Source organism: Jannaschia sp. 2305UL9-9, assembly GCF_041403465.1.
GTDB lineage: Bacteria > Pseudomonadota > Alphaproteobacteria > Rhodobacterales > Rhodobacteraceae > Jannaschia.
Map to the genome: position 1 here is coordinate 41,626 of NZ_JBGEHM010000007.1, position 13,754 is coordinate 55,379.

Below are 13,754 nucleotides of genomic sequence, written 5' to 3' on the forward strand. Positions count from 1 at the left end.
GACAATGGGGGGGCGGTCGGGATAGGACATCGGCATTCTGACCAGACAGCCGGACCCGAAGCCCCATGCGTATTACCGACACTGCCCTTGCGGGTGTGAAGATCATCGAACCCCCCCGTTTCGGAGACGCGCGGGGGTTCTTCTCGGAAAGCTGGAACAAGGCCAAGCTGGCCGACCACGGGATCGACATCGATTTCGTGCAGGACAACCATTCCCTGTCGGCCCGCGTGGGCACGGTGCGCGGCCTGCATTTCCAGTCGCCCCCCCATGCGCAGGCCAAGCTGGTGCGTTGTGGCCGGGGCCGGCTGTTCGACGTGGCCGTCGACATCCGCCGCGGATCGCCCACCTATGGCCAGTGGGTCGGAGAGGAGCTGTCGTTCGAGAACGGCAGGCAGCTTCTGATCCCCGCGGGGTTCCTGCACGGTTTCGTCACGCGCGAACCCGATACCGAGATCGTCTACAAGTGTTCCGACTACTACGCGCCCGAGTGTGACGGGGCCGTCCGCTGGGACAGCTGCGGCATCGACTGGGGCTTCGACGGGGAACCTGTGTTGTCCGACAAGGACACGGCCGCCCCCGCGCTGGCCGATTTCGACACGCCGTTCACCTGGGAGGGCTGACCCCATGAAGATCCTGATCACCGGCGGCGCCGGTTTCATCGGCTCGGCCGTCGTGCGCCGCGCCATCGCCGATGGCCACCAGGTCGTGAACCTCGATGCGCTGACCTATGCGGCCTGCCTCGACAACGTGGCCTCGGTGGCGGACCACCCCGGTTACGCCTTCGTGCAGGCCGACATCCGCGACCGCGCGGCGCTGGACGCGGTGTTCGCCGAACATGCCCCCGACGCGGTGATGCACCTGGCCGCCGAAAGCCATGTCGACCGCAGCATCGACGGGCCGGGCGATTTCATCGAGACCAACATCACCGGCACCTACAACATGCTGGAGGCGGCGCGCGCCTACTGGATGGGGCAGGGCTGCCCCGAGGGGTTCCGCTTTCACCACATCTCCACCGACGAGGTCTTCGGCAGCCTGCCCGCCGACAAGTCGGTCAAGTTCACCGAGGACACGCCCTACGACCCGCGCAGCCCCTATTCGGCGTCCAAGGCGTCGTCGGACCACCTGGTGCGCGCCTGGCACGAGACCTACGGCCTGCCCGTGATCCTGACCAATTGTTCCAACAACTACGGGCCGTTCCATTTCCCCGAAAAGCTGGTGCCGGTCATCATCCTGAACGCGCTGGCCGGAAAGGATCTGCCGATCTACGGCGACGGGTCCAACGTGCGCGACTGGCTGTATGTCGAGGATCACGCGATCGCCCTGCTGCTGGCCCTGACCCGTGGCAAGCTGGGGCGCAGCTACAACATCGGCGGCGACAACGAGCGCACCAACCTGGAGCTGGTGCGCGCGCTCTGCGCCATCCTCGACGAGAAGCGGCCCAAGACCGAAGGGTCGTATTCCGACCAGATCACCTATGTGACCGACCGCCCCGGCCACGACGCCCGCTATGCCATCGATGCTTCCCGGATCGAGGCGGAGCTGGGCTGGCGCCCCTCCGTCACCGTCGAGGAGGGGCTGGAGCGGACCGTGGAGTGGTATCTGGCCAACCCCGAGTGGTGGCAGGCGTTGCAGTCCCGCGACGGCGTGGGAGAGCGGCTCGGGGTGAAGTCGCTGTCGGAGGATCCTGCGGCTGAACAGGCGGAGACCCGGGCATGATCCTCGTCTTCGGCCATTCGGGCCAGGTCGCGACCGAATTGCGCGCGCAGGCCCCCGACGCCACCTTCCTGAGCCGCACGCAGGCCGACCTGTCGGACCCCGCCGCCTGTGCCGCCGCGATCGCGGCACAGGCCCCTTCGGCCGTGATCAACGCCGCCGCCTATACGGCCGTCGACCGCGCGGAGGAGGAGGAGGCCCTGGCCCTGACCGTCAACGGCGACGCCCCGGCGGCCATGGCGCGGGCCTGCGCCGAACTGGGTATCCCCTTCCTGCATGTCTCGACCGACTACGTCTTCGACGGCTCAGGCAGCGCACCCTGGCAGGTCGATGATGCCGTCGCCCCCCTGGGCGCCTATGGCCGCACCAAGCTGGCGGGCGAGGAGGGCGTGCGCGCCGCCGGTGGCAACACCGCGATCCTGCGCACGTCATGGGTGTTTTCGGCCCATGGCAACAATTTCGTCAAGACGATGCTGCGCCTGTCGGAAACCCGCGATGCGCTGAACGTGGTCGACGATCAGGTCGGCGGGCCGACGCCCGCGCGCGACATCGCGGCGACCCTGCTGACCATGGCCGCCGCGATGCGGGGCGGGCAGGGTGGCGGCACCTATCACTACGGTGGCACCCCCGCCGTCAGCTGGGCCGGTTTCGCGCGCGAAAAGTTTCCACGCGCGGGCCGCGACGTGACCGTCACCGGCATCCCGTCCTCCGATTACCCGACCCCCGCCGCGCGGCCGCTGAATTCGCGCATGGATGGCGCGACCCTCAAGGCCGACTTCGGCATCGAGGCGCCCGACTGGCGCGCGGGTCTGGACGCGGTGCTGGCCGACCTCGGCGCCTGACGCGCCCGACCTATTGCTTTCAGGAGATTTCGACATGACCACGCTGACATCGGGCCGCAAGGGCATCATTCTGGCCGGCGGTTCCGGCACGCGGCTCTATCCGATCACCATCGGCGTGTCGAAACAGCTGCTGCCGGTCTATGACAAGCCGATGATCTACTACCCCATCAGCGTGCTGATGCTGGCCGGCATCCGCGAGGTGGCGATCATCACCACCCCGCAGGACGCCGACCAGTTCCAGCGCACGCTGGGCGACGGGTCGCAATGGGGCATGTCCTTCACCTATATCGAACAGCCTTCGCCAGACGGGCTGGCGCAGGCCTATATCCTTGCGCGCGATTTCCTGGATGGCGCGCCCTCGGCGCTGGTGCTGGGCGACAACATCTTCTTCGGTCACGGCCTGCCCGAGATGCTGGCCCGCGCGGATGAGAAACCCACCGGCGGCACCGTCTTCGGCTACCGCGTGGCGGATCCCGAACGCTATGGCGTGGTGGCGTTCGACGAGGACGGCAAAGCCCGCGAGATCATCGAGAAGCCGGAGGTCCCGCCCTCGAACTTCGCGGTCACGGGTCTGTATTTCCTTGATGGCGATGCCCCCGACCGTGCCGCCGAGGTCAAGCCCAGCCCGCGCGGCGAGCTGGAGATCACGACCCTGCTGGAGATGTATCTCGACGAGGGGCTGCTGTCGGTCGAACGCATGGGGCGCGGCTATGCCTGGCTGGACACGGGCACGCATGGATCGCTGCTGGATGCGGGCAACTTCGTGCGCACCCTGGAACGGCGGCAGGGCCTGCAGACCGGCAGCCCGGACGAGATCGCCTATGGCCAGGGCTGGATCGATGCGGACGCCTTGCGCGCGCGCGGCGCCAAGTTCGGCAAGAACGACTATGGCGCCTACCTGCTGAGCCTCGTCACGGACTGACCGCAAGGGGCGGGGGGCAATGCCGTCCCCGCCCGATCGATCCCCCCGGCGCCGTGCCTAGGGGCGCCGGCCCTTGCCGACGATGCGTCCGATCCCCCGCACCGGGGCCGACAGCTTCCAAGAAGAGCTGTCGAGAAGCTGCCGGATCCGGTGGGCATGGCTGTCGCGGGTGTGACGGATGTCGACGATCCGCGCCTCCAGCGTGGCCATCCTGCGGGTCTGGGCGATCCGCTCCTGCATCATCTGCGACAGCTGCTGGGTGCGGGCATCCAGATCCATGCGCAGGGTCACGAGGTGTTCGGCGGTCTGGCCGTCGTCGCGGTCCATCCCGGCACGGATATCGTCGATGGCGCGGTCCTTGCTGTGCAGCTGCCCTGTCAGATCCGCGATCGTGGCGTCGCGTTCCTCCAGCAGGCGGGTCAGATGCTCCAGCTCGCGGAAGCGCCCGGCCAGATCGGCCCTGCTGTCGAGGGCTGCCTGCCTGTCGGCGTCGGCCTGTTCGGCCATCTCGGCCAGCCGCGCCTCGCGCAGGGCGAAACCCTCGGCCATCTGACGGCGCAGGGCGACGATCTCGGCCTCCGCATCGCCTCCGGCCCCGCCGCCGGCCTCCAGTTCCCGGCGCAGCTCCGCGATGCGTTCGTGACCGAAGGCGACTTCGGCGTGCAGATCCTCCAGATGGGCCTCGTGGGCCTCCTTCAGGCGGTCTTCGGACGCGGCGTGATCACGGGCCTCGGCCTGCAGGCGGGCGGTCAGGGCAAGGGCGTCGTCCTGCGCACGGCGCAACCGGGCCACCGTCTCGGACAGGGTCGCGACCTCGGCCTGCAGGGTTTCGGCGCGCGCCTCGGCCGTGTCCAGCCGCAGGCTGCGGCCGAGGTCGCAGCCCAGCCGTGCGAACATGCGGTGCATCGACGCCACGCCGGGGGTGTGCCCGGTGTCGTCGGCCAGCCGCGCAAGGGCCGGGGCAGGCTGCGACCCGACCAGAAGCACGGTGCAGCCCCCGCCATGATCGAACGTCACATGCGGATACGTCCCACGCAGGTCCGCCAGGGGATCGCCGTCGCCGTCGCCATCTGGCCGCGCCCCCGGCATGGCGTCCCCGGGCTGCCCTCCGGGCAGGACGATGACCCCGGCAGGCGACATCCGGTCCAGCCAGTGATCCCGGATCGCCATCAGCGTGTCGCGCGTGGGCGTTCCCTCGACCAGCAGCAGGTCGACCTGTCCGGCGCCCGCCTGTTGCGCGGCCTGACCCGGTCCGGCGCAGGCCAGCTGCGACAGGTCGGCATAGGTGCCCGCGTTGTACGCCAGCAGGTCGCCCGGCACCGCGTCGCCCGCATGGAACCCAAGGCAGCGCGCCTCGGGGATCAGCCGCTCCGTGGCCTGGCAGGCGGCGAAATGCGCCACCCCCGTCGTCAGGTTCACGGTGGCGGTGAGGTGCGGGCGCACCGTCGCCACCAGCCAGAACACGAAGGGCACATGTTCCAGAAGCGGGCAGGGGCGGACGTGGCGCGGTTTCCAGAACAGCTCCCTCTCGGCGAGGGCGATGGCCGTATCGGTCGTATCGGCGGAATCTGCGGCAGCCCGATGTGTCGTGGTCTTCGCGGTCATGTGGGTGCCATCCAGTGCTGTGGGCGGAATTGGGGTCATGGATGCCGGACTCCGGGCGGAAATGCCAGACGGGATGATGTCCGGGCCTGCGTGCGGGGGGCCGGGGGGCGGCCCCTTTGCGGAAACAGGATGTACCCGAAACGGCGCCGCCGCGATGTTGCGCCATGAGGGCACGGGCGATAGCCTGCGGCGGTGCGGCCCCTTGCGGTCCGCCCGTCCCGTTTCCTGATGTCCGGTGCCGCATGTCCCTGTTCCCCGCCTTCCAGCCCGCCCTCGCCGTCCTGTCGGAGTGCGGGGCATGACGATCACACCGCTTCTGCTGTGCGGCGGGTCCGGCACACGCCTGTGGCCGCTGTCGCGCAAGTCCTACCCCAAGCAGTTCGCCGCCCTGACCGGTGACAGCAGCCTGTTCCAGGCCTCCGTCCGGCGGCTGTCGGGGGCGGGGTTCGCGGCGCCGGTGATCGTGACGGGGGGCGATTTCCGCTTCATCGTCACCGAACAGCTGGACGACATCGGCGTGACGCCCGGCGCGGTGCTGATCGAACCGGCGGCGCGCAACACCGCCCCCGCCGTGCTGGCGGGTGCGATGTGGGCGGCGCGGAACGATCCTGACGCGCTGATCTTCGTGGCGCCGTCGGACCATGTCATCCCCGATGCCGACGCCTTCGCCGCCGCCGTGGAGGCCGCGCGCCCGGCCGCCGAGGCGGGGCGCATCGTCACCTTCGGCATCGCCCCCGACCGCGCCGAGACCGGCTATGGCTATCTTCAGCTGGACGGCGACGCGCGTCCCGGCGCGACGACACCCCTGGCCCGCTTCGTCGAGAAACCCGATGCCGAAGAGGCGGCGCGCATGGTCGCGGCGGGGGGATACCTGTGGAACGCGGGTCTGTTCCTGTTTTCCGCCCGCACCATCCTGGCCGCCTACGAGGCCCATGCCCCGCAGATGGTCGCCGCCGTACGCGCGGCACTGGACGGGGCGCAGTCGGACCTGGGCTTCACCCGCCTGGCGGCGGACCCGTGGGCCGGGGCGGACGACATCTCGATCGATTACGCGGTGATGGAAAAGGCCGACAATCTGGACGTCATGCCGTTCGACGGCCGCTGGTCCGATCTGGGCGACTGGAACGCCGTCTGGCGCGAGGCGGAGCGCGACGACACCGGCGTGGCCCTGTCCGGCCCCGCCACCGCCATCGATTGCAGCGACACGCTGCTGCGGTCCGAGGCGCCGGGGCTGGAGGTCGTGGGCATCGGGCTGGAGGATGCCATCGTGGTCGCCATGCCCGACGCCGTCCTGGTCGGTCGCCGCTCCGACAGCCAGCGCGTCAAGGAAGCGGTGGGCGCGCTGAAGGCCCGCGGCGCGCCGCAGGCGGTGCAATTGCCGCGCGACCATCGCCCCTGGGGATGGTTCGAGAGCCTCGCCGTCGGCGACCGGTTCCAGGTCAAGCGCATCCACGTGCATCCCGGTGCGGCGCTGTCGCTGCAATCGCACCACCACCGGTCCGAGCACTGGATCGTGGTCGAGGGCACCGCCCGCGTCACCGTCGACGACGAGGTGCGCCTGGTGACCGAGAACCAGTCCGTCTACATCCCGCTGGGCGCCACGCACCGGATGGAAAACCCCGGCAAGGTCGACATGGTCCTGATCGAGGTGCAGACCGGGCGCTATCTGGGCGAGGACGACATCGTCCGTTACGAGGATGTCTATTCCCGCAAGTGACGGGCGCATCCGATCCATCCGCTGCGAAAGGCCATGCCCCATGCCCCCCCTGACCTGTTTCAAGGCATATGACATCCGTGGCCGCCTGGGGGCGGAGCTGAACGCCGGGATCGCCACCCGCGTCGGCGCCGCCTTCGTCACCGCCACCGGTGCGCGCCGCGTCGTGGTGGGCCGCGACATCCGCGCCACCTCCGCCGAACTGGCCGAGGCGCTGACGCGGGGCCTGACGGAACAGGGGGCGGAGGTTCTGGACCTGGGCCTGTGCGGCACCGAGGAGGTGTATTTCGCCACCGACCACCTGGGCGCGGATGGCGGCATCTGCGTCACCGCCTCGCACAACCCGATGGATTACAACGGCATGAAACTGGTCAAGGCGGGCGCCGCCCCCCTGACCCCCGCCGATCTGGACGCGGTGCGCGTCGCCGCCGAAGGCGCGGCCCCCGCGCCCGCCGCGACCCCCGGCACGGTATCGGACGTGTCCGCCACCCGCGCGGCCTATGTGGACCGGGTGCTGTCCTTCGTCGATGTGGGCGTGTGGCGGCCCCTGCGCGTGCTGGTGAACGCGGGCAACGGCGCGGCGGGCCCGACGCTGGACGCCATCCTGGAGGCGCTGGCCGCGCGCGGCGCGCCGCTGGACGTCGTGCGCATGCACCACGACCCCGACGGCACCTTCCCGAACGGCATTCCCAACCCCCTGCTGCCCGAGAACCAGCCCGTCACGGCAGACGCGGTGCGCGACCATGGCGCCGATATCGCGCTGGCATGGGACGGGGATTTCGACCGCTGCTTCTTCTTCGATGCCACCGGCGGGTTCGTGGCGGGGGAATACGTCGTCGGCCTGCTGGCGGAGGCGTTCCTGGCGCGCGATCCCGGTGCGGCCATCGTCTATGACCCGCGCGTCGTCTGGAACACCCGCGACATCGTGGCGGCGGGGGGCGGGCGCGCGGTGCAGGCGCGCACCGGTCATGCGTTCATGAAGGCCGTGATGCGCGAGACGGGCGCCGTCTATGGCGGCGAGATGTCGGCGCATCACTATTTCCGCGAGTTCATGGCCTGCGACAGCGGCATGATCCCCGCCCTTCTGGTGCTGGAGCTGATGAGCCGCCGGAACATACCGCTGGCCGACATGGTGGCGGCGCGGCGCGCGGCCTTTCCATCGTCGGGCGAGATCAATACCCGCGTCGACGACACCGCCGCCGCCATCGTCCGCGTCGCCGATGCCCTGGCGCCCGAGGCCACGGCGCGCGACGACACCGACGGGCTGTCACTGGAAATGGGCGATTGGCGGTTCAACCTGCGCGGGTCCAACACCGAACCCCTGCTGCGCCTGAACGTCGAGGCGCGGGGCGATGCGGATCTGGTGGCCGCGGGCGTGGCGCGGGTGCAGGCGCTTCTGTAGGGGTCGTATCCTTGCCCGTGGCGCGGCCTTCAAATCGCCGGGTGCGGGGAGTATAGACCGCAGGATACAGAATATTGTCCCAAAGCATTCCGGATAAGGATATTTCATGAAGATCGCCGTTGCAGGCCTGGGCTATGTGGGCCTGTCGAATGCCATCCTTCTGGCGCGTCATCACGATGTCACCGCCGTCGATGTGGTCCCCGAGAAGATCGCGATGGTCACGGCGGGCATCTCGCCCATCGTCGATGCGGAATGCGAGGCATTCCTGAAGGGCGATGCCCTGTCGCTGCGCGCCACGCTGGACCCGGTCGAGGCCTATGCCGACGCCGAATTCGTGATCATCGCCACGCCGACCAATTACGACCCGGAAACCAACGCCTTCAACACCGCGTCGATCGAGGCGGTGATCGACGAGGTCAGCCGCATCAACCCCGAGGCAGTCATGGTGATCAAGTCGACCATCCCCGTCGGCTATACCAAGGCGCTGATACGGCGCACGGGCAATACCCAGATCCTGTTCTCGCCCGAGTTCCTGCGCGAAGGGCAGGCGCTCCATGACAACCTGCACCCCAGCCGCATCGTCGTGGGCGAACGGTCCGACCGGGCGCGCGCCTTCGCTGACCTGCTGGCCGAGGCCGCCGTGAAGCCGGATGTGCCGGTCCTGCTGTGCGACAGCGACGAGGCGGAGGCGATCAAGCTGTTCGCCAATACCTACCTTGCCATGCGGGTCGCCTATTTCAACGAACTCGACAGCTATGCGCTGGCCCACGGCCTCGACAGCCGCCAGATCATCGAGGGCGTCGGCCTCGATCCGCGCGTGGGCACCCATTACAACAACCCGTCGTTCGGCTATGGCGGCTACTGCCTGCCCAAGGACAGCAAGCAGCTGCTGGCCAATTACCGCGAGGTGCCGCAGAACATGATCCGCGCGATCGTGGATGCCAACCAGACGAGGAAGGATTTCCTGGCGGACCGCATCATCGCCCAGGGCCCCAAGGTGGTCGGCATCTACCGCCTGGTCATGAAGGCCGAGAGCGACAACTTCCGCGACAGCTCCGTCCAGGGGGTGATGAAGCGGATCAAGGCCAAGGGCATCGAGGTCATCGTCTACGAACCCGCGCTGGAAGACGACGCCTTCTTCGGGTCGCGCAACGAACGCGACCTGGCGCGGTTCAAGGCGGATTGCGACGTGATCGTCGCCAACCGCATGACGCCCGATATCGCGGACGTCGCAGACAAGGTGTTCACCCGCGACCTGTTCGGCAACAACTGATCCTTACCCCCTGACGACGGGAATCCTGCCATGTCCACCGATCTTCCCGACCCTGTCGACAGCCCACGCCCCGATCCCCTGGACGGCCTGACCCTGCGCGAGGCGTCGCGCCTGATCCGGGCGTCCAAGCAGGTGCACAACGTCTGGTATCGCGACACCTATCCCGATGTGGCGGCCCTGGGGATGGAACCGGCGGAGCACTATCTGAAATACGGCGCCGACATGGGGCGCAATCCGGGCAAGAACTTCAACACGCAGTATTACACCGAAAGCTATCCGGAGGTGGCCGAAAGCGGGATCAATCCGCTGCTGTATTTCGTGCGCTACGGCGAGGCGGCGCATCACACCCGCAAGCGCCCGCCCCGCGCCGCCACGCGGGACGGGCTGCTGGATGTGAGTGCCGCGTCCCAGAAGATGCTCAAGCTGGGCTTCGAGGCGGCCGCCTTGGAGGAGATCGCGGCCATCGCCCGCGACAGCGAGGTGTCGACCGTGCGCGTGGGGGCGTTGCGTGAACTGCTGGCCCACCGGATGCGGCGCGCCGACGCGGAGGGCCATGCCGCCGCGCTGCCGCTGTTCGAGGCGATCCGCGCCGAGGACCCCGCCCTTGCCACCCGCCGCCTGCTGGCCCCGCTGGAGGTGCTGTGCCACTGCCTGTCGGGCGATCCGGAGCAGGCCGAGGCCGTCTATCAGCGCGCGGTGATGAACGGCGAGACCAGCCCTCATCTGAGATTGGCGGCGGTCAACATCGCCACCACGCCCGCCGACCGGATGACCCGGATCGACGGCGTTCTGGCGGCCCACGACCTGTCGCCCCTGACCTTGCTGGCGACGGGCGCCACCGTCTACGACCGGCTGGCCCCCGCAGCCCCCCCCGAGCCGGTCACGGACGGCCCGCTGATCAGCGTGCTGATCGCCACGTACGATGCCGCCGACACCCTGCCGACGGCCCTGCGCGGGTTGCAGCAGCAAAGCTGGCGCAACCTGGAGATCATCGTGATCGACGATGCCAGCGACGACGACGGCGCCACGGCCGCCATCGTCGAGGCGGCGGCGGCGTCCGACCCGCGCATCCGGTTCATTCCCATGGCGCGCAACGGCGGCGCCTACGTGGCGCGCAACGCGGGGCTGGATGCGGCCACCGGCGACTACGTCACCGTGCACGACGCCGACGACTGGTCGCACCCCGAAAAGATCGCCACCCAGGCCCGCTATCTGATGGCGCATCCGGACGTCATGGGCTGCACCTCGCAGCAGGCGCGCTGCACCTCGGACCTGGCGTTCACCCGCTGGAGCGGGGTGGGATACCTGCTGTTCACCAACACCTCGTCGTTCATGTTCCGCCGCGCCCCCATGCGCGAGCGGCTGGGCTATTGGGATACGGTCCGCTTTTCGGCCGACAACGAACTGGTGCGCCGGTTCCAGATCATCTGGGGCGAGGATGCGATCGTGCACCTGCCGACCGGGCCGCTGTCGTTCCAGCGCGATTCCGACACCTCCATGGTCGCGGACCCGGAGCTTGGCATCAACGGGCAACCCTTCGGCGTGCGCCGCCAGTACATCGAGGCGCAGAAGGACCATCATACCCGCGGAGAGGAGGGCCTGCTGTATCGCAACGATCCGGCGACACGCCCCTTCCCGGCGCCGCGCATCATGACCACCGGGCGGGCCGGATACCCCGAACGCAACCATTACGACGTGATCATCACCTCGGATTTCCGCCTGTTCGGCGGCAGTTCCCAGTCGAATGCCCAGGAGATCGACGCACAGGCCCGCGGCGGCCTGCGCACCGGCATCTTTCCGATGTATCGCTACGATGTGTCCCACAACATCGACCGCGCCATCGTCGACGAGGTCTGGAACGAGGTGCGCGGCGGGGCCGCCGATATCCTGAGCCACGGCGAGACGGTCAGCTGCGACCTGCTGATCGTGCGCTATCCGCCGGTCCTGTATCGCTATACGCCGTTCATCCCGAAGGTGACGGCGGGCGACGTGCGCGTGGTCGTCAACCAGCCGCCGCAGGGCGACTATACCGAAGAGGGACAGATCCGCTACGAGCTGGAGCATTGCGCCCACAACCTGCGGCGGTATTTCGGGCGCGACGCCACCTGGCACCCGATCGGGCCGCTGGTGCGGGACGCCATGACCACCCACCACGCCCACGAGTTGCAGCACATCACCCTGTCCGACTGGGACTGGAGCAACATCATCGACATCGCGGGCTGGTCACGGGGGCCGCGCACCCGTGGCCCGTCGGACCGGATGCGCATCGGGCGCCATTCGCGCGACCATCCGCACAAGTGGCCATCGGATGCCGCCGAGATCCGCGCCGCCTATCCCGATGCCCCGGACGTGGAGGTGCATGTCCTGGGCGGTGCGCGCGTCCCCGACCGCCTGACGGGCGGGCGACCCGACAATTGGGTGGTGCATGAATTCGGGTCCATGGCGCCGCGGGATTTCCTGGCCGACATCGACGTCTTCGTCTATTTCTCGCACCCCGGATGGGTCGAGAGCTTTGGCCGCACCATCATCGAGGCCATGGCCGTCGGCGTGCCCGTCATCCTGCCCGAGATCTATCGCCCGCTGTTCCGTGATGCGGCGATCTATGCCACGCCCGAAACGGCCGTGGACCGGGCCCGCGCCCTGCATGCCGATCCGGCGGCCTATGCCGCGCAGGTGGCGCGTGCGACGGATTATGCCGCCCGCAACTTCAGCTACGACACGCATCTGCGGCGGGTCGACGACATCAGGAGGGCCGTCCATGTCAATACCTAGGCAGTCGGGGAAATTTTCCCTCGAGGAACTCAAGCAGCTGGAGTTGCGCGACTGGTCGGAGGGGACGCGGCTGTCCTATGCCGATCCCGGCGTCTATTCCTGGGACCGCGACGGGATCCGCTATGACATGCTGTGGCATCCCTCGGTGGAGCACGACCCGCGATTGTTCGTCCTGTTCTCGGGCGATGCCACCCGCAGCAAGTACAACCCCCCCGTGTTCCAGCGGTTCACATGGGCGCCGTTCTTTCCCGGCCATGTCCTGTTCGTGTCCGACCCGTCGCTGCACCTGAACGAGGGGCTGGGGCTGGCGTGGTATGCGGGTACGCTCGACTACGATCCCCTGCCGGTGCTGGCCGAAACCATCGGCGAGGTCTGTGCCCAGATGGGCATCGCCCCGCGCGACGTGCACACCTACGGCAGCAGCGGCGGCGGCTATGCGGCGCTGCGGATGCTGCAGTTCCTGCCCGAGGCGGCGGCGATCGCGGTCAATCCGCAGACCGACGTGACCAAGTTCATCTTCAAGAACGTGGAACGGTATCTGCGGATCTGCCTGAACGAGAACGGCCCGGACGCCCGCGCCGATGCCCTGGCCGCCCATCCCAGACGGCTCAGCCTGATCGAGAACATCGACGTGCTGCGCAACCGGCGCATCGTTCTGATCCAGAACACCATGGACGAGCATCATTACGAGCTGCACTACAAGCCCCTGTGCAGTGCCCTCGGTGTCGGCCACGATCATGACCCCGAGGCGCGGCCCGTGCACCGTCTGCTGTTCGAGCACGAGAAGGGCCACGCCAAGGCCGAGACACCGGAGGTGTTCGACAAGGTGATGGAGATGGTGGTGGCCGACGCCCTGTAGGCCGGATCAGGGGGCGGTCCTGCGGCCTTCCGCGCGGCCATACATCTCGTAGTGGACCAACGCGGGCCAGCCGCTTTCGGCCACGTCGGGATTGGCCAGGTAATAGGCCAGCGTCGCGAAGCCGGGGCCGGGGTCGCGCCCCTCGAACCCGCCGGAGCGGGCGTAATGGTCCGCGGGGTCGACGCCGGCGGCGCGCAGGTCCTCGTTCGCCTCCAGATACCAGTCCGGATCGAACAGCTCCGAGGCGTGCAGCGCCTCCAACTGGGCGGGCAGGGGGGCGACGCCCTGCAGGGCGCCATCGCGGGCGACGGCGTATTTGGATTCGACCATGGCAAGGCGGACGCGGTGCTCGTGATGCGCGGCCCGCAGTTCCGCCTGGGCCTCCTCCAACTGGCGGGTGACGTCCTGATCGACGGATATCCCCTCGACCATGATCGACAACCTGTCCAGGTGATCACCGATCAGGGCGCCCAATGCGTCCAGCTCCCGCTGGAGGGGCGTGCGGTCGGTGGTATCCGTGTCGGTCATGGTCGTCCCCGGTCGATGTGGCGCAAAGGTCTGTTTTCAGCGAGATCCTTATGCGCCGCACTCAGGCCATGGTGCAAGGGCGGGGTGGGGGGGGGGGGGGGGGGGTGGGTCCTCCCCCGCACCC

At 68.7% G+C, this 13,754-nt stretch carries 11 protein-coding genes; 9 read left to right on the forward strand and 2 right to left on the reverse strand.

Annotated features, from left to right (window positions below):
* Positions 1-65: 65 nt before the first annotated feature.
* From rfbC to rfbA, 4 genes are read left to right on the forward strand one after another with little or no spacing between them, the layout of a single operon-like run.
* Complete coding sequence (gene rfbC, locus V6N07_RS17465) at positions 66-620, forward strand: dTDP-4-dehydrorhamnose 3,5-epimerase (protein ID WP_371158161.1); 555 nt, start codon at positions 66-68, stop codon at positions 618-620.
* 4 nt (positions 621-624) lie between these two features.
* Positions 625-1,716 carry a dTDP-glucose 4,6-dehydratase gene (gene rfbB / locus V6N07_RS17470; RefSeq protein WP_371158163.1) on the forward strand — a complete coding sequence of 364 codons (1,092 nt, stop codon included), beginning with the start codon at positions 625-627 and terminating at the stop codon, positions 1,714-1,716.
* Positions 1,713-2,555 carry a dTDP-4-dehydrorhamnose reductase gene (rfbD, locus tag V6N07_RS17475; RefSeq protein ID WP_371158165.1) on the forward strand — a complete coding sequence of 281 codons (843 nt, stop codon included), beginning with the start codon at positions 1,713-1,715 and terminating at the stop codon, positions 2,553-2,555. The genes rfbB and rfbD overlap by 4 nt, the downstream gene beginning before the upstream one ends.
* Positions 2,556-2,589: 34 nt before the next feature.
* Positions 2,590-3,477, forward strand: a complete 888-nt coding sequence (gene rfbA, locus V6N07_RS17480; RefSeq protein WP_371158167.1) for a glucose-1-phosphate thymidylyltransferase RfbA — start codon at positions 2,590-2,592, stop codon at positions 3,475-3,477.
* Positions 3,478-3,534: 57 nt separating this feature from the next.
* Here the strand turns inward: rfbA and V6N07_RS17485 are convergent, their stop codons facing one another.
* Positions 3,535-5,121: a hypothetical protein gene (locus V6N07_RS17485; protein ID WP_371158169.1), complete on the reverse strand. Its 1,587-nt coding sequence runs from the start codon at positions 5,119-5,121 to the stop codon at positions 3,535-3,537.
* 259 nt (positions 5,122-5,380) lie between these two features.
* Here V6N07_RS17485 and V6N07_RS17490 point away from each other — a divergent pair, with 259 nt between their 5' ends.
* The 5 genes from V6N07_RS17490 to V6N07_RS17510 all read left to right on the forward strand — a co-directional run bounded on the left by V6N07_RS17490 (position 5,381) and on the right by V6N07_RS17510 (position 13,102).
* Complete coding sequence (locus V6N07_RS17490; RefSeq protein WP_371158171.1) at positions 5,381-6,799, forward strand: mannose-1-phosphate guanylyltransferase/mannose-6-phosphate isomerase; 1,419 nt, start codon at positions 5,381-5,383, stop codon at positions 6,797-6,799.
* A gap of 40 nt (positions 6,800-6,839) precedes the next feature.
* A complete protein-coding gene (locus tag V6N07_RS17495) occupies positions 6,840-8,198 on the forward strand; it encodes a phosphomannomutase (RefSeq protein ID WP_371158173.1) in 1,359 nt (452 codons plus the stop codon).
* 106 nt (positions 8,199-8,304) lie between these two features.
* Positions 8,305-9,471 (forward strand): nucleotide sugar dehydrogenase, encoded by a 1,167-nt coding sequence (locus tag V6N07_RS17500; protein WP_371158175.1) that lies wholly within the window; start codon positions 8,305-8,307, stop codon positions 9,469-9,471.
* A 30-nt stretch (positions 9,472-9,501) separates the two neighbouring features.
* Positions 9,502-12,243, forward strand: a complete 2,742-nt coding sequence (locus V6N07_RS17505) for a glycosyltransferase (RefSeq protein ID WP_371158177.1) — start codon at positions 9,502-9,504, stop codon at positions 12,241-12,243.
* Positions 12,230-13,102, forward strand: a complete 873-nt coding sequence (locus V6N07_RS17510; protein WP_371158179.1) for a hypothetical protein — start codon at positions 12,230-12,232, stop codon at positions 13,100-13,102. The genes V6N07_RS17505 and V6N07_RS17510 overlap by 14 nt, the downstream gene beginning before the upstream one ends.
* Positions 13,103-13,108: 6 nt before the next feature.
* Here V6N07_RS17510 and V6N07_RS17515 read toward each other — a convergent pair whose 3' ends face one another.
* On the reverse strand, positions 13,109-13,630 hold the full coding sequence (locus tag V6N07_RS17515; protein ID WP_371158181.1) for a hypothetical protein: 522 nt from the start codon (positions 13,628-13,630) through the stop codon (positions 13,109-13,111).
* Between the last annotated feature and the right edge of the window lie 124 nt (positions 13,631-13,754).